Below are 23008 nucleotides of genomic sequence, written 5' to 3' on the forward strand. Positions count from 1 at the left end.
TGGTACTAAATCACGCTCTGTCAGCGCTTTGGCTTCTTCACGCTCGACCATAGGTGAACGGCGGTCGTCACCGTACTTCTCAGCATCGGCTTTGATCTCTTTCTTCAACAAGGTGTTGAGACGACGTTCAGAACCCAGCAGCTGCTCCAGTTTTTCTCGCTCTTTTTGTAGCTCATCTTGTTCACCACGGATCTTCATCTCTTCCAGTTTGGCGAGATGACGAAGTTTGGTGTCCAAAATCGCGTCAGCTTGAATGTCGGTGATGCCAAAACGTGCCATTAACACGGCTTTTGGCTCATCTTCCGTGCGGATGATTTCAATCACTTCATCCAAGTTGAGATAAGCAACCAGCAAGCCTTCCAAAATGTGCAAACGCGCCATGACTTTATCCAGGCGATATTGCAGGCGGCGACGCACCGTCGAACGACGAAACTCAATCCACTCAGAGAGAATCTGCACCAAGCCTTTCACTTGAGGGCGATTATCCAAACCGATCATGTTTAAGTTCACACGATAGTTTTTCTCGAGATCTGTTGAGGCAAACAAGTGATTCATCAATTGGTCGCAGTCAACGCGATTGGAGCGTGGCACCACCACGATACGCGTTGGGTTCTCGTGATCCGACTCATCACGCAAGTCATCCACCATCGGCAGTTTTTTCGCTCGCATCTGGGCGGCGATTTGCTCAAGCAGTTTCGCGCCAGAGACTTGGTGTGGCAGCGCGGTGATCACAATATCACTGCCCTCTTTGTGCCAAACCGCGCGCATTTTAACACTGCCGCGACCGGTGCGATAAATCTTCTCTAGGTCCGCTTTGGGCGAGATGATTTCAGCTTCGGTTGGGTAATCGGGGCCTTGCACAAAGCCCATCACATCATTGAGGTCCGCTTTCGGGTGGTCAATCAGGTGAATGGTTGCCTCAGCCACTTCGCGCACATTGTGCGGCGGAATATCCGTGGCCATACCTACTGCAATACCGGTGACGCCGTTAAGCAAGATATGCGGTAAACGTGCTGGCAGCATTTGGGGCTCATTCATCGTGCCATCAAAGTTAGGCTGCCATTCAACGGTGCCTTGACCTAACTCACCCAGCAATACTTCCGCAAACTTTGATAATTTCGCTTCGGTATAACGCATCGCAGCGAAGGATTTCGGGTCGTCCGGCGCGCCCCAGTTCCCTTGACCGTCCACCAATGGGTAACGGTAAGAGAAGGGCTGAGCCATCAACACCATCGCTTCGTAACAGGCTGAGTCGCCATGCGGGTGATACTTACCCAGCACGTCACCGACCGTACGAGCGGATTTCTTATATTTCGCCGACGCCGAGAGACCAAGCTCTGACATGGCGTAGATAATGCGTCGTTGAACCGGTTTTAATCCGTCACCGATATAAGGTAACGCACGGTCCATAATGACGTACATTGAGTAGTTTAAATAGGCGTCTTCCGTGAACTTGCGCATTGGCAACTGTTCGACACCATCATAGGTAATTTCTGTCGACATTCGCTATACCTCTGCCAAATCGCCGTTGCTCTGTAACCATGATCGGCGGTCATCCGCACGCTTTTTACCCAACAACATATCCATCATCTCTAATGTCGCTTCGTTGTCATCAATGGTTAGCTGCACCAGACGACGGGTGTTCGGATCCATAGTGGTCTCACGCAATTGCAGTGGGTTCATCTCACCCAGACCTTTGAATCGCTGTACGTTGATCTTGGCTTTTTTCTTCGATAAACGCTCCAAGATGCCTTCTTTTTCATCGTCATCCAGTGCGTAAAACACTTCTTTTCCGCAATCGATACGATACAAAGGAGGCATAGCAACATAGATGTGTCCCGCTTCCACCAGCGCACGGAAGTGGCGAGTAAACAGCGCACACAGCAGCGTGGCGATATGCAGACCATCGGAATCCGCATCGGCAAGAATACAGATCTTGCCATAACGCAGTCCTTCAAGGTTGTCGTTGTCTGGGTCAATGCCTAGTGCCACGGAAATATCGTGCACCTCTTGCGAAGCGAGCACTTGGTCAGCCGAGACTTCCCACGTATTGAGAATTTTACCCCGCAGTGGCATCACCGCTTGGAACTCTCTATCACGCGCCTGTTTGGCAGAGCCGCCCGCGGAGTCACCCTCGACAAAGAAAATTTCGGTTCGGTTGAGATCTTGCACCGAGCAATCGGTCAGTTTACCTGGTAAGGCTGGGCCAGAGGCCACTTTTTTACGCACGACCTTCTTGCTCGCTCGCATGCGGCGATGAGCATTGGCAATACAGACTTCAGCCAATTGCTCTGCCAATTGCGGCTTTTCATTCAGCCACAAACTGAAGGCATCTTTGACCACCCCAGACACAAACGCTGCGGTTTGGCGCGAAGAGAGACGCTCTTTAGTTTGGCCTGCAAATTGCGGATCTTGCATCTTGACCGAGAGCACGTAAGAACAGCGATCAAAAATATCATCGCCCGTCAGTTTGACGCCGCGTGGCAGCAAGTTGCGGAACTCACAGAATTCACGCATCGCATCCAACAAGCCTTGGCGTAAACCATTGACGTGCGTACCGCCTTGTTTGGTCGGCACCAAGTTGACGTAACTTTCCGTGATCATCTCGCCGCCTTCTGGCTGCCAAATCACGGCCCAATTGGCCATTTCCGTCTCAGCGACGAATTCACCAATGTACGGTTCCTCAGGCAAGACCGGATAGTCTTTTACCCCTTCTGCGAGATAATCTTTTAGGCCATCTTCGTAGAACCATTTATGCTCTTCGTTGTTAACTTGATCGACGAAAGTGATCTCAAGTCCTGGGCAAAGTACCGCTTTTGCGCGCAGGTTGTTGACCAAGCGAAGGGCAGAGAACTTAGCGCTGTCGAAGTATTTGGCATCTGGCCAGAAGTGAACGGCGGTACCCGTATTACGGTTACCACAGGTGCCCGTCACCGTGAGTTCGGTGACGGCGGCGCCATGTTCAAAGGCAATTTCGTGCACTTGCCCTTGACGCCTAACGATCACTTCCACGCGTTTTGACAACGCGTTTACCACAGAGATCCCCACCCCGTGGAGACCGCCAGAGAATTTGTAGTTGTCGTTGGAGAACTTACCACCCGCGTGAAGCTTGGTCATGATGAGTTCTACGCCAGAAATTCCTTTCTCTGGGTGAATATCCACCGGCATGCCGCGGCCATCATCAATCACCTCTAATGATTGATCGGCGTGCAGAATGACTTTGATCTTCTTAGCATGTCCAGCGAGAGCCTCATCCACTGAGTTATCAATCACTTCTTGCGCTAAGTGGTTGGGTCGCTCTGTTTCGGTATACATGCCAGGACGATGTCGTACTGGGTCGAGACCTTCAAGAACCGAGAGGTCTTTCGCATTATATTGTTCAGTCATAATACGGAGTTCGTTATAAAGAATGAAAACATGACTGTGCGCTGATGAAATCAGGCTTCGAATTGAAAAAGTGGCTCGTGTGACAAATCAACACTTTTGCCAAAACCGCACAAGTATAGGTGGAACATAGTCTGGAAGAGTATCAACTATGTCAAGTGAGACAGCGAAGTAACAAGCAAATTTATGACTCTTCCCTCAATGAGGGCTAGAGCGCTAGGAACTCCACAATCGCCGCCGGGTAGTATTCAAAGCCGACAAAACTGTGATCGCCGCCTTCGATAACGGTCTGTTTCGCGCCAGCTAATTTGCTCACGGCTTGACGGTAGTCCAACACTTCATCGCCGGTTTGTTGCAGCAGCCAAAAATCACTCGGATTTGCAATCACCTCAGTGTCGAGCGCTTTAAGCTCCTCGATATGGCACGCTTGTAAACAATACTCTTCTTGAGTGTAGGGGTTTTTCTGAGGGCCTAAGAAATCCGCCAATAGTTCATAGGGCTTGATAGCAGGGTTAATCACTACCGCTTTAAAGCCAAATTTTTGATTGAGCCACATCGATAAATAGCCACCGAGCGAGCTGCCCACCAGGGCTATCTGATAGTCATGTCGATGCTGTTCGACAATCGCCAGTAAATGCGCGGCCGCTTGCTCAGGAAAGCTGGGCAGACGGGGGATCTCTACTCGAATATCTGGGCGGTGAAACTGGCAATAGTCTCGCATCACATTGGCTTTTAGCGACTGAGGTGAGCTGTTAAAGCCGTGAATGTACAAGAGCATTGAAGGTTTCATGATCAGTATCCTGCTGAGCTAAAGTCCGGTTGAAATTGCCCTTCTGGCAATCGCTGAACACGAGTCTCAAGCGAGCCATCGGCATTAAGAATCAGTTCTCGCCAGCCTGGTGAGCGCGCATCAAGCGCAAAGTCGTTCGAGTTGGGTTTAAATTGCACGCAAGTAGACGGCGTCGCCATCACTTGTACACCCTGATGATTCACCTTCATGTCTTGATGGACATGACCACACAGCACCGCTTTGGTGTTGTTGTGTTTACTCACAACCTGCCAAAAGTTATCTGCGTCTTTTAAGCAGTGCTGATCAAGCCATGCACTACCAACCAAAATTGGGTGGTGATGCAACAAAACCAAAGCGTGTTTGTCTGGGTATTGCGCCAGCTTGCTATCGAGCAGGTCTAACTGACTGTCGCTTAAACGACCATGAGGAACGCCAACCACTTGCGAGTCAAGTAAGATAAGTTGCCAATGCTCACCGAGCAGCACGTGCTCAGCAGGCTGAATTTGTGAGGTTGGCAATACCGAAGTCATACTGGGCTTAAAATCGTGATTACCCGGTAGCCAAAAGCACGTTTTCTCAAGCGGAGCAATACCATTGACGAAGCGTTGATAGGACTTTTCGGTGTGATCCTGAGAGATATCGCCAGTCGCCAGAATGGCATCAAACTCGACGTGACGTTCGACAATGGCGTTGACCACTGCGTGGAAGCTGTCGCGCGTATTGACGCTCAGTAAGCTGCCATCTTCGGGTTCAAAAAGATGCGTATCGGTAATCTGAACTAATTTGATACTGCCATTCTGCGCTGTATTAGACACTACTTTCAAAATATAAACCTAGATATTTAACGGAGCTTTACTAATGCCCTGCTTCAAACAAAACGACAGCCAATCGCCTAAAAAGCGGTTGAGTTGCACTTTTTCATCTTGTTGAACCATCTTATCGTTCGGATAGTCGTAACGAGGGTTCACCCGTTTTAGATGCTCGCAACCACACACTTCCGCCACGCGAGCATCGTGGTAGAGCCTGACAGACATTTTTGGCAATGGAAATACTGGAACGTCATCACTTTGACAAATATCGACCAAAGTTGTGTACTTTGTGACTTCGCACACTTGAATTTGATACGTCATGCTCGCCGCTTCATAGCAGCGAACGTCGTCGATGCTCGGCTGCGCAGGCAGCAAGGCATTCAACTTGGCGTAATTGGTCTCATAAGTCCGCATCAGATCCGCTAAATCAACATGATACGGTTTCTTCATTGCTACTTGTGTCATCATTCTCTCAAGTGAGTTATGCCTTAGTGGCCCAGTTGGCTCGGACTCGTTGTTGGTTCAATTGCAACCATTGCAGCGCGATGATCGAGGCACCATTTTCAATCGAACCATCCAACACCGCTTGGTACGCGTGTTCACGAGTCATCACGTGCACTCGAATGTCCTCTCCTTCATAGTCTAAACCATGAACGCCATGCGCTTTAGAGGCATCCACCTCTCCAACAAAAACATCCAGCTTTTCAGAGCAGCCACCAGACGATGGATAATAAGAGGTTACTTTCTCAAGGCGCCCAACTTCAATCCCTGCCTCTTCCACCGCTTCTCGGCGCACTACCGACTCGGCGTGCTCGCCAGGCTCAATCATGCCGGCGACAATTTCTAACTGCCAAGGGGAGTCATGCTCTAGAGCGCCAACACGAATCTGCTCGATGATCACCACTTGATCCCGCTCTGGATCGTAAGGGAGCATCGCCGCGGCATGGCCGCGTTCAAACATCTCACGCTCAATGGGTTCACTCCAGCCCCCCTCAAACAGCTTATGTCTAAAACAATATTTGACCATTTTAAAGAAACCGTCGAATAGCGTCTTCTTCGAGATGATTTCAATATCGCGTCGGGTAAAATGCGTTTTCTGCGGGCTCGATTGTTGCATTTGGCACCTCTCTGAGTGAATCTTATAGTTTACTCAGTCAATTGCTGAACTTCCAAGGGCATAGCTCAACTTTTTGTGCAAAATTTATAGATTTATTTAAATTGATTAATTTTTTATATTGCACAGTTGGACAGTTACATGTAAAACTCTGAAAAGATTCGAGCAAAATGACAACAAATTGGGTTAAACTCCATGAGTCAACTTTTTCATATATAGGCAGGAATAGGACCAATGAAGAAACTGCTTCCCCTTTTTATTAGCGCAGCGTTAGGCGGCTTAAGCACTCAAGTATCAGCTGACACGCTGGCAGAAATCTACGATCAGGCAAAAGAGAATGATCCCACCCTTTTGAGTGCAGCGGCTCAGCGTGACGCAGCGTTTGAAGCGGTGACTTCCAGTCGCGCCACGCTACTGCCTCAAATCAACTTAACGGCAGGTTATAATCTGACCCGTGGTGAAAAAGAGTTAGATAGCGGTTCTACGACCGATAATGATGTGAATTCGTTGACGGCAGGTATTGGTTTCTCACAGCAACTTTATAACCGCACCAGTTGGATTACGTTGGACACCGCGGAGAAAAGCGCCCGTCAACAAGACGCCTCTTATGCGGCGATCCAACAAGCGTTGATCCTACGTGTTGCCACTGCCTATTTTGATGTGTTGCGCGCACAAGACAACCTCGAATTTGTCCAAGCGGAAAAAGCCGCGGTCGGTCGTCAGCTTGAGCAGACTAAGCAGCGTTTTGAAGTGGGCCTGTCAGCGATTACCGATGTGCATGATGCCCAAGCACAATACGACTCAGTGCTTGCCGATGAAGTGCTGGCGCAAAACACATTGACCAACAGCTATGAAGGGCTACGTGAGATCACGGGTCAATCGCACTCTGAACTGTATGTGCTCGATACGGACCGTTTCTCGGCAACGAAAACTCAAGCGGCCATTGATGCCCTAGTGGAAGAAGCGCAGCAGAAGAACCTCAGCTTGCTCTCAGCGCGTATCGCGCAAGATGTGGCAAAAGACAACATCTCTTTGCAAAGCTCTGGTCACCTACCGTCATTAACCCTCGACGGTGGTTACAGCTACACGGATTTAGACAAGTATTACAGCGACTCTACAAACGGTACCACTAACGACTTTAATATCGGTCTTAACCTTAGCGTGCCACTGTACACCGGTGGTGCGACGACCTCGCTCACCAAGCAAGCGGAATTCAACTACGTTGCTGCCAGCCAACAACTTGAAGCGACCTACCGCAGCGTGGTGAAAGATGTTCGTGCGTTCAACAACAACATAAGCGCATCGATTGGTGCCCTGCGTGCTTATGAACAAACCGTCGTCTCTGCAAAATCCGCGCTGGAAGCAACAGAAGCGGGCTTTGATGTCGGGACACGTACCATCGTTGACGTACTTGATTCAACACGTCGTCTGTACGATGCCAACAAAAACCTCTCCAATGCACGTTACGATTACATCCTAAGCGTGCTTCAATTGCGGCAAGCTGTTGGTACCTTGAGTGAGCAAGACATTCTTGATATCAACGCGGGTTTGAAAGCGTCAAGCTAAGCCCACACGTGACTGACAATAAAAAATGGTTGGCTTGTGGGCCAACCATTTTTTCATCTAGATTCTTCTAACCTAATAGCGTTTAGTAGACCTTATCAACCGTCACTTGGTTTTGCACCAGCCACTTCACCATGCCATGGTAAGTAAGAGCGACGGCTACATCAATCGGCTCTTCGCTGCCCACATCGAACGGCTGACTGAAGGCCACTTCCCAGTGATGCTCATCTTGAGTACGCAAATCAAATTGGTCTGGCGTCAACTGCCAAAGCTGATCGCCCTGCTTGAGCGTGACGGTTTCCACATCAAGCTCCGCAGGTAACACGGCATTGCTTTTGATGTACAAGGCCCCGTGCAGTGTATCTTTGATGTCATCACCCACTGTGGGCATTTTATCTAACCAGAGGTTGCTTTCGAGCACCACGGTTGCCTCAGCGACATCGAGTTGATCGCTGCTGTTCCACACCACATCTTGTGCCGCACATCCGAGCAGCAAAGCACTGCCCAATACAAGAGAGACTAACTTTTTCATCACGTTACCTTTGTGCTAACCAGTCTTTGAGAACTTGAATATCATACTGGTATTCGTTTTTCATTTCCTCAACCCAATCATCAATGTTTTCCCACCAAGCGGGTAATTGGGGTGATTGCGCCTTTTGCGCCACACTTTGAATGCGTTTTAACCCTATCGAGCCGGCCGCCCCTTTGATCTTATGCGCTTCAGAGACGATACCCTCTTGATGTTTGGCAGTCATGTTGGAATCGAGCACTTGCAAATACTCTGGCATCATCTCTTCAAACATGGTGATGCTGTCAAGCACGGGCTGTGGCCCGACGATGCCGACATAAGACTCCAACATATCGATATCGAGCAGCTGCTGATAGGCTTCAAGATGTTCGTGGCTGTCAGGCGCGGTTTCGCTCTCTGTTGGCTCACTGCCCGATTGCACCTCGGAGAACTTGGCGATCACATCTAACACCGCTTTCACCGACAGCGGTTTACTGATCGCATCGTCCATCCCTTGGTTGAGATACTCGCTTTTATCCTTTATCACGTTAGCTGTGAGCGCGACCAAAGGCGGCAGGTGAGAGTATGTGCGACGGAAATAACTCGCCACATCAAAACCGGTCATATCGGGCAATTGGATATCGAGGAACACCAGATCATAGATCTCTGGATCAAACATCTCCATCGCTTCAGCGCCATCCATCGCAATCGTCACTTCATGGCCGAGGCTCTCAAGCAGTGAACGCGCTACGGTGACATTCAGCTCGATATCTTCCACCATAAAGATATTAAGCTCTTGTGACGCGGCTTGCGTCACCGACTCAGGTTCATTCAAAGAGACAAGCGGCGCTTTGAGCGTCACAGTAAAGGTACTGCCAAAGCCCTCTTCACTGCTGACGGTAATGTCACCTTCCATCATGTTGATCAGTTGTTTAGAGACCGCAAGACCAATCCCCGTCCCGACTGCGTGCAGGTTGTCCGTTTCCGATTTGACTTGATAATACATGGCAAAGATCTTATCGAGCTCCGCCTCGGGAATACCGATACCACTGTCTTCCACCTCAAAGCTAATGTAGGCATGAGCGTCGTCTGTTTCTGCACTAACGCTCATCACCACCCCACCTTCTTTGGTAAATTTCATCGCGTTGCTGATCAAATTCCACAGCACCTGACGCAGACGAGTCGCGTCCACTTCGATACCGTGAGGCAGCTCGCTAAGCCGCTCAAGATCAAAACGTAGGCCTTTTTGCGAGGCCATCAGCGCAGAGATACTCTCCATCTCTGCCACGAACTCTTCAAAGTTCATCGGCTCTGGATAGAGCTCCAATTTGCGACGATCAAACTTATCCATATCGATGATATCGTTGAAGATATTCCCGAGCGTAATCGCGCTGACGTTAATGGTTTGCATGTGCTTGCGCTGCTCTTCACTGAGCTGCGTATCAAGCAACATGCGGCTCAATCCCACAATCCCATTCAGCGGGGTGCGCAGTTCATGGCTGATGGTGGAGATAAACGTGGTTTTATCGCGACTGGCTTTCTCCAGCGACTCTTCATGACGTTTACGCTCGGTGATATCGCGGCCAAAACCCACCAGCCCTAAATGACGACCGTCCTTACTGTAAAACGGCACTTTGCGCAGCTCAAAGTAATTTTTTCGCCCATCTGGATATTCCAGCCACTGCTCGTAGGTCAACGCGCGATTGTCGGCAAACACCTTTTGGTCGGTATCGACAATCGGTTCCGCTATTTCTCGGCTATAAACATCCCAAGGGGTTAAACCGACTAACTGGCTCTCTTTCTTACCAGTCAACTCTTCCATCGCTCGGTTACATCCAGAGAAGACCCCATCGGCGTTACGATAATAGATAAGATCGGGCGAGGCATCGATGAAGGATCGCAGCAGCGCGGTGCGCTCCGCCAACTCGACTTGAGTACGCTCACGTTGATAGACCTCATTTTCAAGATCTTTCATCGCTTCTTCGCGCGCCGATTCGGCTTTGATCCGCTCTTCAATTTCTTGATTGAGTTTTTCGATGTTTTGTTGAAGTTTGTAGTTCAGCTCTTGGTCTCTTGAACGCATGTCTTTGAGTTTAGAGACGAGCTTGGATAAGCGTTGACGAGACTCTTCAAGCTGATCCACCACCACAGAAAGAAAATAGACCGCCCAAGGTGTGATCAGTAGACCAAAGAAGACTGAGCGAACGATGTCAATATCATCCACGTGGCCACTTAACACCAGCGTGATCCCCACCTGGACCACCACGGCCAGTGCCACCAACGCCAAAGCAAGCAAAATTGAGAAACGTAAAATGCCAAGTTTGACCAAGAGGTCGACATAATACTGAGCGAGGTTTTTTATCGGTTTCATTAAACGCTCCGAGCCTAGAATCACCACTGCCTCATGATGGACAGTGGTTTCATACTACCTGTTTTGCCCTTGGGCTGCTAAAGCTTCTCTGACTCGGGAACGTTTAAATGTGGGATGTGTGAAGCGACAAGGCTTAGGGCGTGGCAAGTGGCGGCGCTGTGTAAACGAATGGACGCTCAATCAACGAACCTTGCGCACCCAACGCATTGAGTGAACGACCAATTTCCGTCATCGCCAGCCAGCGGTTTTCACACCAAAGCGGTGCCAACAAGGTAGGTCTGCGTGCCGCCGAAGAGACGCGATGATAGACCACTTCCGGTGGCGTCATGCGGATCATTTCACTGGCAATAGCAACATATTCATCAAGCTCAGGCGCCTGCAGTTTACCAGCTCGCCACGCTTTAGCCATGGTACTGCCTTCTACAATGTGCAAGCCGTGCAGTTTGATGCCATCGGTACCCACCGCCAACACTTGGTGCAAAGTCTCCAGGTTGTCATCGCGTGTTTCGCGCGGCAAACCCACAATCAGGTGAGTACACACTTTGATCCCGAGCGCTCTAGCGCGCTCAGTGATGCGCGCATAACACTCAAAGTCGTGGCCACGGTTGATGCGTTTAAGGGTGTCGTTGTTGGCGGTTTGTAAGCCAAGCTCTAGCCAGATTTCATAGCCTTGCTCAACGTAGTCAGAGAGCAGTTCAAGCACCGCATCAGGCACACAATCTGGCCGCGTCCCTACGCACAATCCGACGATGTCCGCCGCTTTGAGCGCCTCTTCATACATCGACTTGAGCACTTGCACCTCAGCGTAGGTACTGGTGTAAGCCTGAAAATAAGCCAGATACTTGTTCGCGCGGCGAATCTCCCCCGCTCGGTCAGTGAGTTGGGCTTGAATGCTTTTTACTTGAGCTTGCTCATCAGCAAACGAAGCGACATTGCAAAAGGTACAGCCACCACGGCCAATCGTCCCGTCGCGATTCGGGCAACTGAACCCACCGTGCAAGGTCAGCTTGTGCACTTTCTCTTTATAGCGACGCTGGAGATCTTGACCAATGGTATTGACTAATTCGTGTAGCTGCATTTCCCACCCAAACGTAAATAAATCTCATTAAGATTTATGTAAAAAAATTACAATCATGAAAATAATTCGGGGAGGAATCTACCGATTTCAAACAGGCGCAACTTTAATCAGAGTCAATAAACATTCATTAAATACAGGCATTTCGCTAAATGTTACGCAAAAGTTAAACGCAATGGTGCATGTTCATGCGAAAAAAGTGGGCGACAAGGGCGAGTTTTCATTGCATTTGCTGCTGACAAAATTGTAGGATACTTACAGTTTTTGTGATTTTTATTACAGACAAAATTGCAAAATCATCGGCGGTATCCACCTCCCACCTATATAAATCACTACATAGTGACAATAAAAACATGGATATCACCAAGGATTGTTTTTCTCGCAATATTTTTCCTGCGAGATACGGAACGGAATCTAAGTCTCCCACCTCGGTTGACTTCGAATCATACAAATCAAGGACAAGACGCCCCTGCGGATTAGGGTAATTGCGTCTAATTGAACTGGAAGGATGTATCTATGGTAGATAGAGAGCAAAGTTCTCAGGGTCTATATACTCCAGAACTGGAGCATGACGCCTGTGGTATCGGTTTTGTTGCTCACCTGAAAAACCGTAAATCACACGAAGTTGTGACTCAAGCACTCGATATGCTCGCTCGCATGGAACACCGCGGTGGTCAAGGTTGTGACCCTTGTAGTGGTGATGGTGCGGGTATCTTGTTGCAAAAACCCCATGAATTTCTTTTAGAAGAAGCAGTAAAGCTCGGTATCAAACTGCCTTCTTTTGAAAAATACGGCGTTGGCGTGGTTCTCTTCCCGAAAGATGAATACAAACGCGAGCAATGTCGTGACATCTTAGAGCGAAACGCCAAGCGTCTCGACCTAGAAATCATTGGCTACCGCGTACTGCCAACCGACAACTCTATGATCGGCGCCGATCCTCTCAGCACTGAGCCTCAGTTCGAGCACGTGTTTGTCACTGGCGGCCCAGGTATGACGCCAGAAGAGCTTGAGCGCAAGCTGTACGTGCTGCGTAACTACACGGTACGCGTCTGCCTTGAGAGCGTGTCGAACATTGGTGATGATTTCTACATCAACTCCATGTCTTACAAAACCTTGGTGTATAAGGGTCAGTTGACCACAGAGCAAGTGCCTCAATACTTCCTCGACCTGCAAAACCCAACCATGGTGACGGCGCTAGCCTTGGTACACTCTCGCTTCTCTACTAACACCTTCCCGAAATGGCGTCTGGCGCAACCTTTCCGTTATATCGCCCACAACGGTGAGATCAACACCGTTCGCGGTAACTTAAACTGGATGAAAGCCCGTGAGGCGATCATCGAGTCGGATCTGTTTACACAAGCAGAAATCGACATGCTATTGCCTATCTGTCAAGAAGGCAGCTCGGACTCTTCAAACTTCGATATGGCGCTTGAGCTACTGGTCCTCTCAGGTCGTAGCTTGCCACACGCATTGATGATGATGATCCCAGAGGCATGGCAAGAAAACAAAACCATGGATCCGACACGTCGCGCGTTCTACCAGTATCACGCAAACATCATGGAACCTTGGGACGGCCCAGCGTCAGTCTGCTTTACCGATGGTGTCCAAGTAGGTGCAACGCTCGATCGTAACGGCCTGCGCCCGTCTCGCTACACCGTGACCAAAGACAACTTCCTTGTGATGGCGTCTGAGTCTGGTGTTGTGGATATTGCCCCAGAGAACGTCGAGTTCCGCGGCCGCTTGCAGCCAGGTCGTATCTTCGTTGCGGACTTAGAGCAAGGTCGCATTATCTCTGACGAAGAAGTCAAAGATACCATCGCAGGCGCTCAGCCTTACGAACAATGGGTGAAAGATAACCTACTTAGCCTGAAGAAACTGCCTGATGCGAGCAACCAGTTCAGCCAGCCTTCTCCAGAGCGCCTTCTCCATCGTCAACAAGCGTTTGGTGTCAGCACTGAAGAAGTGAATGAAATCATTGTTCCAATGGCGAAAGAAGGCAAAGAGCCACTGTCTGCCATGGGCGCAGACTGGCCATTGGCTGTCTTGTCTCACCAGTCTCAGCATCTATCCAACTACTTTAAGCAGTTGTTTGCTCAGGTTACCAACCCACCGATCGACCCGATCCGTGAGCGTATGGTGATGTCACTCAATACCTACCTAGGTAAAGATCATAACCTGCTGACTGAAACTCCGCTTCACTGTCAAAAAGTGGAACTGGAATCTCCAGTGCTCGCGAACTCTGAGCTAGAGAAATTGCGTGCGATCGACAACGAACACCTACAGGCGAAAACGCTCGATATCGTGTTCCAAGCCAATGAAGATCAAGGCAAACTAGAGCGTGCATTGAAGCGTATCTGTCAATACGCCGAAGATGCGGTGGTCGATGGCTACTCGATCATCCTACTCACAGACCGCGCAGTGAACTCAAACCACGCGGCTATTCCAGCCATGTTGGCCGTCGGCGCCGTTCACCATCACCTGATCCGCAAAGGTCTACGCGCGAAGTGTGACATTGTGGTTGAAACCGGTGATGCGCGTGAAACGCACCATTTCGCGACGCTACTTGGCTACGGCGCCAATGCCGTCAACCCGTACTTGGTAATTGAGACCATTGTTGAGCTGCAACGCACCAAGAAGCTCGATCCAGAAGCCAGCCCACGCGATCTGTTTGATAACTATCGCAAGGCGATCAACGGCGGCCTGCTGAAGATCTTCTCTAAAATGGGCATTTCAACCTTGCAGTCTTACCATGGCGCACAGATCTTTGAAGCGCTTGGTATCCACAAATCCGTGGTCGACAAATACTTCACGGGTACCGTCTCTCGTATTCAAGGTTTGACGCTCGATGACATCGCAAAAGAAGTCCTCATTCGTCACCGTGTCGGTTACCCCCAACGCGAAATCCCAGTGCAAATGTTGGATGTCGGCGGCGTCTACCAGTGGAAACAGCGTGGTGAAAAGCACCTCTTCAATCCTGAGACGATTTCGCTGTTGCAACAATCAACACGCAACAAAGATTACGATCAATTCAAGCAATACGCGGCCGCGGTGGATAAGCAAGGCGACAACGCGGTGACGCTGCGTAGCCAGTTGGAGTTTGTTAAGCACCCTGCTGGCTCAATTCCCATCGACGAAGTAGAACCGATTGAAAGCATCGTGAAACGCTTCGCTACCGGCGCGATGTCGTTTGGTTCGATCTCTTACGAGGCGCACTCAACACTGGCCGTTGCGATGAACCGATTGGGCGCGAAGTCTAACTCGGGCGAAGGTGGTGAAGACCCAATGCGCTTTGAGCGCAAAGAAAACGGTGACTGGGAACGCTCAGCTATCAAGCAGGTCGCGTCTGGTCGCTTTGGGGTGACTTCATACTACCTCACTAACGCAGACGAACTGCAAATCAAGATGGCGCAAGGCGCGAAACCGGGTGAAGGCGGTCAGCTTCCGGGTGACAAAGTCGATGATTGGATCGGCGCCACTCGTCACTCAACACCGGGCGTCGGTCTGATTTCTCCACCGCCACACCACGATATTTACTCTATCGAGGATTTGGCTCAGCTGATCTACGACTTGAAGAACGCGAACCGCGCTGGCCGCGTGAACGTCAAATTGGTCTCCGAAGCCGGTGTCGGCACGATTGCCTCTGGCGTTGCGAAAGCCAAAGCAGACGTTGTGCTTATCGCAGGTTTCGACGGCGGTACCGGTGCCTCTCCGATGTCATCGATTCGCCATACGGGCCTACCTTGGGAATTAGGTTTGGCGGAAACGCACCAAACGCTACTGAAAAACGGCCTACGTAACCGTATCGTTGTTCAAGCGGATGGTCAGATGAAAACGCCTCGTGACCTCGCTGTCGCCACATTACTGGGCGCTGAAGAGTGGGGTGTCGCAACCGCTGCGCTGGTAGTAGAAGGCTGTATTATGATGCGTAAGTGTCATAAGAACACCTGTCCTGTGGGCATTGCGACACAAAACAAAACGCTGCGTGAGCGTTTTGACGGCCGCGTCGAAGACGTCGTGACCTTCTTCCAATACATGGCACAAGGCTTACGCGAGATCATGGCGGAACTTGGCTTTAGAACCATTGATGAGATGGTCGGTCAAGGTCAGAAAATGAAGATTCGCCAAGACGTATCGCACTGGAAATACAAGAACTTAGACTTGTCTCCTGTGTTGCACGTTGAGCAACCGCGCGAGCAAGACGGCGTCTACAACCAGACCGTACAGAATCACAACCTAGAGCAAGTGCTTGACCGTAAACTGATTCAAGCGGCGATCCCTGCGCTCGAAAAAGGCGAAGCGGTCAACGCTGAGTTCCCGATCGTCAACACTGACCGCTCTGCTGGCACCATGTTGTCTAACGAGATTTCCAAGGTGTACAAGGATGAAGGTCTGCCTCAACCGATGAACGTTAAGTTTACCGGTAGTGCTGGCCAGTCGTTCGGTGCGTTCCTTGCGAAAGGCGTCAAATTTGAAGTCGAAGGCGATGCGAACGATTACTGGGGTAAAGGCCTATCTGGCGGTACCTTGGTGCTCTACCCAGATGCCAAATCAAGCATTGTTGCCGAAGACAACATTGTGGTGGGTAACGTCTGTTTCTACGGAGCGACCTCCGGAGAATCCTTCATTCGCGGTATGGCCGGTGAGCGCTTCTGTGTACGTAACTCGGGCGCGAAAGTGGTTGTCGAAGGCGTGGGAGACCACGGCTGTGAATACATGACAGGTGGCGCGGCGATTATCCTCGGTTCGACTGGTCGCAACTTTGCCGCGGGCATGAGTGGCGGTGTCGCTTACGTTTGGGATAAGTCGGGTGACTTTGAATCCAAACTCAATCCAGAGTTGGTCGATTTGGATCCTATCGAACAAGAAGACAAAGCCTTCTTACAAGATATGTTGACGAAACACGTTCAATTCACAGGAAGTGAAGTAGCTCAGTCTTTCTTAGACAACTTTGAAGCAAGTTTAGCGGCGATGGTGAAAGTCATGCCACGTGACTACAAAGCGGTGCTTCAAAAACGTCAAGCTGAGGCAGAACAAGCAGAAACGGAGGCAGTGTAATGGGTAAGCCGACTGGATTTTTAGAGCATGGTCGTGAACTTCCACAAAAGATCGACCCCAAAGAGCGCATCAAGAACAACAAAGAGTTCGTCCTGAACGACGAATTTGGTAGCAAGATCAATACGCAAGCATCACGCTGCATGGACTGTGGTGTACCGTTTTGTCATAACGGTTGCCCCATTGGCAACATCATTCCTGAGTTCAATGATGCTGTGTACCGTGATAGCTGGGAAGAGGCGTGGAACATTCTAAGCTCCACCAATAACTTCCCAGAGTTTACTGGTCGCGTCTGCCCTGCGCCGTGTGAAAGCGCGTGTGTATTGGGGATCAACCAAGACCCTATCACCATCTGTAACATTGAGAAAACCATCGTAGAAACGGCGTATCGTGAAGGGTACGCCAAACCGAAAACGCCACGCTCTCGCACAGGTAAAACGGTGGCGATCATCGGCAGTGGCCCGGCGGGTCTATCGGCAGCCGAGCAGCTGAACAGCGCTGGCCATAGTGTCACCGTGTTTGAGCGTGATGAAAAAGTGGGCGGATTGCTACGCTTTGGCATTCCAGACTTTAAACTGAGCATGGAAGTGATCGATCGCAAGATCAACCTGATGGCCGAAGCGGGCGTTGAGTTTAAAGTCAACCAACACGTGGGAGTTGATGTCAACGCTCAGCAGCTTCGTCAAGAGTACGATGTGGTGTTGCTCACCGGTGGTTCAACCGTACCGCGCGACCTTCCGGTTCCGGGACGCGAGCTTAACGGTGTGTACTTTGCGATGCAGTTCCTCGCACAAAATAACCGCCGAGCCAACAACATGGATCTCAAAGGTGAAGAGATTCATGCTGCCGGTAAACACGTGGTGGTGATTGGTGGCGGTGATACAGGTTCAGACTGTGTCGGTACTTCTAACCGTCACGGCGCTGCCAGCGTCACCCAGGTCGAAATCATGCCGATTCCACCAGAGAAACGCCCAGCGAACATGCCTTGGCCACAATACCCAATGATCCTACGTACCTCGACTTCACACGAAGAGGGCGTTGATCGTCACTGGAATATTCTGACCAAAGAGTTTATCGGTAATGACCAAGGTGACGTCACCGGTCTGCGTATCGCTGACATTGTTTGGCAAGACGCCAAACCGGGTGAGCGCCCGAGCTTCAAAGAAGTCGAAGGCAGCGAGCGCGTGATTCCATGTGATATGGCGTTCTTGGCGATGGGTTTCTTGCATCCAGAACCGACCGGCGTTCTTGCTCAGCTTGATGTAGCACTTGATGAGCGTGGCAACGTCGCGACACAAGACTTCGCCACCAATCAAGCGGGTGTCTTTGCCGCAGGTGATATGCGTACCGGCCAATCTTTGGTGGTACGTTGTATCAATGAAGGTCGAGAGTGTGCACGTGCTATCGACCAGTACCTGATGGGGGGAACCCACCTTGAAGCGAAAGCGGATTCACTTATGCTCTCTGCATAACCGCTTACACTGACATCCTTTCAAACCTATCCAGTTGACCAGCACATTGTGCTGGTCTTTTTTATCCCTCACACTTTTATTGTTACAAAAATGTAACAACAAGAATTCTATCCCTCTGATTTGGCGAACTTTTTTCAGTCAATTACTTGGTAAATAGTCACCTAGCGTGATCATTCACCAAAAACTTGACCTTTTTCATCATAAGCTATACGTTGTGAAGTCGATGAAAATGAATTCATCCAATTTTGTAAAATAATAAAAGATAATTTTGTGTATATTTATGCAAAATTTAACAACTTGAAAGCATAGTTAGTCATATTTACCAACCCTTTTTGAGTTCAAGCTGGATACGTTGGTAGTACTGTCTGGAAGACAGCGAAGCAAAGGGAGAATTGCAATGGCTCTATATGATCCTCGTCTTGAAAAAGACAACTGTGGATTTGGTTTAATTGCACACATGGAAGGTGAACCTAGCCACAAGCTAGTTCGTACCGCAATTTCAGCATTGGATCGCATGACCCACCGTGGTGGCATCGCCGCCGACGGAAAAACCGGCGATGGTTGTGGGTTGTTGTTGCAAAAACCCGATTCCTATCTGCGCCTGATCGCCAAAGAGAAAGGCTTCAATCTCGGTAAACAATACGCCATCGGGATGATTTTTTTCAGCCCAGACCCGGTCAAAGCACAATCTGCAAAAGACATTATTAACAAAGAGTTAGCCAAAGAAACCTTATCAGTCGCTGGCTGGCGCGAAGTGCCGACCAACTCTGCGGTCCTTGGTCCCATCGCGTTAAACTCATTACCGAACATTCAGCAGGTGTTTATTTCAGCACCGGCAGGTTGGCGTGAGCGCGACATTGAGCGCCGCCTCTATATTGCACGCCGCCGCATCGAAAAACAGATTCACGATGACAGCGATTTTTACATTTGTAGCTTGTCGACTCAGGTCCTTGTCTACAAAGGTCTGTGTATGCCAGCAGATTTACCGCGCTTTTACCTCGACTTAGCGGATCTGCGCATGGAATCGGCTATCTGTTTGTTCCACCAGCGCTTTTCTACCAACACCCAACCTCGTTGGCCATTAGCGCAGCCGTTTAGATATCTGGCGCACAATGGTGAAATCAACACCATTGAAGGCAACCGCCAGTGGGCGCGCGCACGTGCGTACAAATTTGCCTCGCCGCTTCTTCCGGATTTGCAAACGGCGGCACCTTTTGTCAATGAAACCGGTTCAGACTCCTCGAGTCTAGACAATATGCTGGACTTGTTCCTTGCTGGTGGAATGGATATCTTCCGCGCTATGCGTATGCTCGTGCCGCCTGCATGGCAAAACCACCCAGATATGGATGCCGATCTGCGCGCATTCTATGACTTCAACTCCAAACACATGGAGCCTTGGGATGGCCCGGCAGGCATTGTTCTATCCGATGGACGTTACGCGGCGTGTAACTTAGACCGCAATGGTTTACGCCCTGCCCGCTATGTGATCACTAAAGATAAGCTGATCACCCTCGCCTCTGAAGTCGGCATTTGGAACTACGCCCCGGATGAAGTGGCGAAGAAAGGTCGTGTCGGCCCCGGTGAGCTCTTGGTGATTGATACACGCCAAGGCAAGTTGTGGCAATCGAGCGAGATCGACAACGATCTCAAGAGCCGTCACCCTTATCGCGAATGGATGGAGCACAACGTTCGCAAGCTGACGCCATTTGCTGAGTTATCAGACGATCAAGTCGGCCAACGGAGCTTCGATAACGATCTTTTAAAGACGTATCAAAAGCAGTTTGCGATGAGTAACGAAGAAGTCGATCAAGTGCTGCGCGTACTCGGCGATATGGGGCAAGAAGCCGTCGGCTCTATGGGTGATGACACGCCAATGGCAGTGCTGTCATCCAAAGAGCGCTTAGTGACCGATTACTTTAGACAGAAATTTGCTCAGGTGACCAACCCGCCTATCGACCCACTGCGCGAAAAGCACGTGATGTCATTGGCGACCAGTATCGGCCAAGAGATGAATGTCTTTTGTGAAACCGATGGTCACGCCCATCGAGTCACGTTTGGCTCTCCGGTTCTGCTTTACTCAGACATGCAGCAGTTGCTTGGGCTTGATGATGACCACTACCGCAACACCATCTTAGACATCAACTACGATCCGACTCAGAAAGATCTCAAACAAGCGATTGATGATTTATGTGCACAGGCTGAGCAAGTCGTGCGTGAAGGGACGGTGTTAGTGGTGTTGTCAGACCGCGCATTAGTCAAAGGCCGTTTGCCGATTCCTGCAGCCATGGCAGTAGGTGCGGTACAAATCCGTCTTATCGATGCCAACTTACGTTGTGATGCCAATATCATCGTCGAAACAGCAACCGCGCGCGATCCACACCAGTTCGCGGTACTGCTCGGTTTCGGCGCTACCGCTGTCTACCCTTACCTGGCCTACGAAGCGCTAGGCAAACTCATTGATGACGGTGCGGTAGAAAAGAGCTACCGAGAAGTGATGCAGAATTACCAATACGGTATTGATAAAGGTCTGTATAAGATCATGTCCAAGATGGGCATTTCAACCGTGGCCTCTTATCGCTGCTCGCAGCTGTTTGAAGCGGTCGGCTTACACAAAGACGTGGTCGAATTGTGCTTTAAAGGCGTCACTACGCGCATTCAAGGCGCCAACTTTGACGACTTCCAACAAGACCTCTTTAATCTCTCGCGCAAAGCGTGGGCGAAGCGTAAGTCTATCGACCACGGCGGGCTACTGAAATACGTACATGGTGGTGAATACCATGCCTACAACCCGGATGTCGTCGGCACATTGCAAAAAGCGGTGCGCTCTGGCGAGAGCCAAGATTACCAAAGCTACGCCAAGCAAGTGAACGAGCGCCCGGTTGCCATGCTGCGTGACTTGATGACGTTGAAAAAAGCCGAGTCGCCTTTGCCACTTGAGCGCATTGAGCCAACAACGGAGCTATTCAAGCGCTTCGACTCTGCCGCCATGTCCATTGGCGCTCTAAGCCCCGAAGCGCACGAAGCGCTGGCTACGGCGATGAACCGACTAGGCGGCTACTCCAACTCTGGGGAAGGCGGTGAAGATCCTCGCCGTTTTGGTACCGAGAAAAACTCACGCATTAAGCAAGTTGCTTCAGGCCGTTTTGGCGTGACGCCCCACTACCTGACCAATGCTGATGTGTTGCAAATCAAAGTGGCGCAAGGTGCCAAGCCCGGTGAGGGTGGTCAGCTGCCCGGGCACAAAGTGACGGCAGAAATTGCCAAACTGCGTTATTCCGTCCAAGGTGTGACCCTGATTTCACCGCCACCTCATCATGACATTTACTCCATCGAGGATTTGGCACAGCTGATTTTCGATTTGAAACAGGTCAATCCAAAGGCCTTGGTTTCCGTTAAGTTGGTCTCTGAGCCGGGAGTGGGCACTATCGCCACCGGTGTGGCAAAGGCTTACGCTGACCTTATCACCATCTCTGGCTACGACGGCGGAACCGCCGCCAGCCCACTCACCTCAGTGAAATACGCGGGCAGCCCATGGGAGCTCGGTCTAGCGGAAACCCAACAAGCACTGGTCGCAAATGGTTTGCGTCATAAAATTCGCCTACAAGTCGACGGCGGTTTAAAAACCGGTCTCGATGTGGTCAAAGCGGCCATACTCGGTGCGGAGAGTTTTGGTTTTGGTACTGCGCCTATGGTTGCGATGGGATGTAAATTCCTGCGTATCTGTCACTTAAACAACTGTGCTACGGGCGTCGCGACACAAGACGAAACCTTGCGTAATCAATACTTCAAAGGCCTACCCGAACAGGTAATGAATTACTTCACCGGCCTTGCTGAGGAAGTGCGAGGCTTACTCGCCGAGTTGGGCGTTGAAAAACTCACGGATCTGATTGGCCGCACCGATCTGCTGCAAGCGGTGGAAGGGATGACGGCGAAACAAGCAAAACTGGATCTATCGAATATCCTCGAAGCACCGGTTTCTCCAGAAGACCATCCGCTGTTTTGGACTGAGCCGAACGCGCCGTTTGACAAAGCGCACTTAAACCAACAGATGGTCGATGATGCGATGAGCGCAATCGAAGCGCAGCAGCCCGCAAGCTTCTTCTACAATGTCATCAATACCGATCGCTCAGTGGGCGCACGTCTGTCGGGCGAAATCGCCAAACGCTATGGCAACCAAGGCATGGCCGCCACGCCCATCAAGATTTACCTTGATGGTACAGCGGGTCAATCGTTTGGTGTCTGGAACGCTGGCGGCGTTGAACAAATCCTCACGGGCGATGCCAACGATTACGTGGGTAAAGGGATGGCAGGTGGCAAACTGGTCATCAAACCTCACTTGGGTACGGCGTTCAAATGCCATGAAGCGACCATCATAGGCAATACCTGCCTATATGGCGCGACAGGCGGCAAACTGTTTGCTGCAGGAACGGCGGGTGAGCGTTTTGCGGTGCGTAACTCAGGTACCATTGCCGTCATCGAAGGCGCGGGTGATAACGCTTGTGAATACATGACCGGTGGCATCGTCGCGATTCTTGGCGCAACAGGCGTCAACTTCGGCGCGGGTATGACGGGCGGTTTTGCTTATGTACTAGATAATAATCAAGACTTTGCAGGGCGAGTGAATAACGAGTCGGTAGAAGCGATTTCGTTGGCCGACCTCTATATCCACCAAGAGCATCTACGCGGCTTAATTGCCGAGCACTTGGAGGAAACCGGTTCGGCACATGCCGAGCATATCCTAGCGAACTTTGATGAATGGATTCCGAAGTTCTACCTAGTTAAACCTCAAGCAGCGGATCTGAATACCTTGCTTGGTCACCAAAGTCGTAGCGCTGCTGAACTTCGCGTTCAAGCACAATAAGTCATGGAG

The 23008-nt window shown here is 50.4% G+C and carries 13 protein-coding genes; 4 read left to right on the top strand and 9 right to left on the bottom strand.

The window, feature by feature from the left end:
• The 6 genes from parC to nudF all read right to left on the bottom strand — a co-directional run.
• On the bottom strand, positions 1-1503 hold a 1503-nt coding region (gene parC, locus AC6R1O_RS03630), incomplete at its 3' end, for a DNA topoisomerase IV subunit A (RefSeq protein WP_500656503.1).
• Between the two features lie 3 nt (positions 1504-1506).
• On the bottom strand, positions 1507-3387 hold the full coding sequence (gene parE / locus AC6R1O_RS03635) for a DNA topoisomerase IV subunit B (protein WP_500633471.1): 1881 nt from the start codon (positions 3385-3387) through the stop codon (positions 1507-1509).
• Positions 3388-3592: 205 nt separating this feature from the next.
• On the bottom strand, positions 3593-4174 hold the full coding sequence (gene yqiA, locus AC6R1O_RS03640) for an esterase YqiA (RefSeq protein WP_500628720.1): 582 nt from the start codon (positions 4172-4174) through the stop codon (positions 3593-3595).
• 2 nt (positions 4175-4176) lie between these two features.
• Entirely contained in the window at positions 4177-4998 is an 822-nt protein-coding gene (cpdA, locus tag AC6R1O_RS03645; RefSeq protein WP_500633470.1) for a 3',5'-cyclic-AMP phosphodiesterase, read from the bottom strand.
• Between the two features lie 9 nt (positions 4999-5007).
• On the bottom strand, positions 5008-5448 hold the full coding sequence (locus AC6R1O_RS03650) for a DUF1249 family protein (RefSeq protein WP_334554536.1): 441 nt from the start codon (positions 5446-5448) through the stop codon (positions 5008-5010).
• 16 nt (positions 5449-5464) lie between these two features.
• Positions 5465-6100, bottom strand: a complete 636-nt coding sequence (nudF, locus tag AC6R1O_RS03655; RefSeq protein ID WP_500633469.1) for an ADP-ribose diphosphatase — start codon at positions 6098-6100, stop codon at positions 5465-5467.
• 231 nt (positions 6101-6331) lie between these two features.
• Here nudF and tolC point away from each other — a divergent pair, with 231 nt between their 5' ends.
• A complete protein-coding gene (tolC, locus tag AC6R1O_RS03660) occupies positions 6332-7663 on the top strand; it encodes an outer membrane channel protein TolC (RefSeq protein ID WP_500633468.1) in 1332 nt (443 codons plus the stop codon).
• 82 nt (positions 7664-7745) lie between these two features.
• On the opposite strand, the gene AC6R1O_RS03665 is transcribed toward tolC, so the two are convergent.
• The 3 genes from AC6R1O_RS03665 to mnmL all read right to left on the bottom strand — a co-directional run bounded on the left by AC6R1O_RS03665 (position 7746) and on the right by mnmL (position 11617).
• Positions 7746-8192 carry a hypothetical protein gene (locus AC6R1O_RS03665; protein WP_500633467.1) on the bottom strand — a complete coding sequence of 149 codons (447 nt, stop codon included), beginning with the start codon at positions 8190-8192 and terminating at the stop codon, positions 7746-7748.
• A gap of 4 nt (positions 8193-8196) precedes the next feature.
• Entirely contained in the window at positions 8197-10539 is a 2343-nt protein-coding gene (gene arcB, locus AC6R1O_RS03670) for an aerobic respiration two-component sensor histidine kinase ArcB (protein WP_487901340.1), read from the bottom strand.
• A 133-nt stretch (positions 10540-10672) separates the two neighbouring features.
• Complete coding sequence (gene mnmL, locus AC6R1O_RS03675) at positions 10673-11617, bottom strand: tRNA modification radical SAM protein MnmL/YtqA (RefSeq protein ID WP_500633466.1); 945 nt, start codon at positions 11615-11617, stop codon at positions 10673-10675.
• Positions 11618-12130: 513 nt separating this feature from the next.
• Between mnmL and gltB (AC6R1O_RS03680) the strand changes: the two genes are divergently transcribed.
• The 3 genes from gltB (AC6R1O_RS03680) (at position 12131) to gltB (AC6R1O_RS03690) (ending at position 22999) form a co-directional block, all read left to right on the top strand.
• The gene (gltB, locus tag AC6R1O_RS03680; RefSeq protein WP_500633465.1) at positions 12131-16669 is read left to right on the top strand and encodes a glutamate synthase large subunit; all 4539 of its coding nucleotides are present in this window, start codon (positions 12131-12133) and stop codon (positions 16667-16669) included.
• Positions 16669-18138 (top strand): glutamate synthase subunit beta, encoded by a 1470-nt coding sequence (locus AC6R1O_RS03685; RefSeq protein ID WP_334554283.1) that lies wholly within the window; start codon positions 16669-16671, stop codon positions 18136-18138. The genes gltB (AC6R1O_RS03680) and AC6R1O_RS03685 overlap by 1 nt, the downstream gene beginning before the upstream one ends.
• Positions 18139-18535: 397 nt before the next feature.
• Positions 18536-22999, top strand: coding sequence for a glutamate synthase large subunit (gene gltB, locus AC6R1O_RS03690; RefSeq protein ID WP_500656504.1), 4464 nt, complete (start codon positions 18536-18538; stop codon positions 22997-22999).
• Positions 23000-23008 lie beyond the last annotated feature (9 nt).

The organism is Vibrio sp. R11-SG3-ISO3-SZ (assembly GCF_059834345.1).

Bases quoted from the DNA above. Each gene is read 5' to 3' on its own strand.
- parE (WP_500633471.1), bottom strand. From the start codon at position 3,387: ATGACTGAACAATATAATGCGAAAGACCTCTCGGTTCTTGAAGGTCTC.
- yqiA (WP_500628720.1), bottom strand. From the start codon at position 4,174: ATGAAACCTTCAATGCTCTTGTACATTCACGGCTTTAACAGCTCACCT.
- AC6R1O_RS03650 (WP_334554536.1), bottom strand. From the start codon at position 5,448: ATGACACAAGTAGCAATGAAGAAACCGTATCATGTTGATTTAGCGGAT.
- nudF (WP_500633469.1), bottom strand. From the start codon at position 6,100: ATGCAACAATCGAGCCCGCAGAAAACGCATTTTACCCGACGCGATATT.
- tolC (WP_500633468.1), top strand. From the start codon at position 6,332: ATGAAGAAACTGCTTCCCCTTTTTATTAGCGCAGCGTTAGGCGGCTTA.
- AC6R1O_RS03665 (WP_500633467.1), bottom strand. From the start codon at position 8,192: ATGAAAAAGTTAGTCTCTCTTGTATTGGGCAGTGCTTTGCTGCTCGGA.
- arcB (WP_487901340.1), bottom strand. From the start codon at position 10,539: ATGAAACCGATAAAAAACCTCGCTCAGTATTATGTCGACCTCTTGGTC.
- mnmL (WP_500633466.1), bottom strand. From the start codon at position 11,617: ATGCAGCTACACGAATTAGTCAATACCATTGGTCAAGATCTCCAGCGT.
- gltB (WP_500633465.1), top strand. From the start codon at position 12,131: ATGGTAGATAGAGAGCAAAGTTCTCAGGGTCTATATACTCCAGAACTG.
- AC6R1O_RS03685 (WP_334554283.1), top strand. From the start codon at position 16,669: ATGGGTAAGCCGACTGGATTTTTAGAGCATGGTCGTGAACTTCCACAA.
- gltB (WP_500656504.1), top strand. From the start codon at position 18,536: ATGGCTCTATATGATCCTCGTCTTGAAAAAGACAACTGTGGATTTGGT.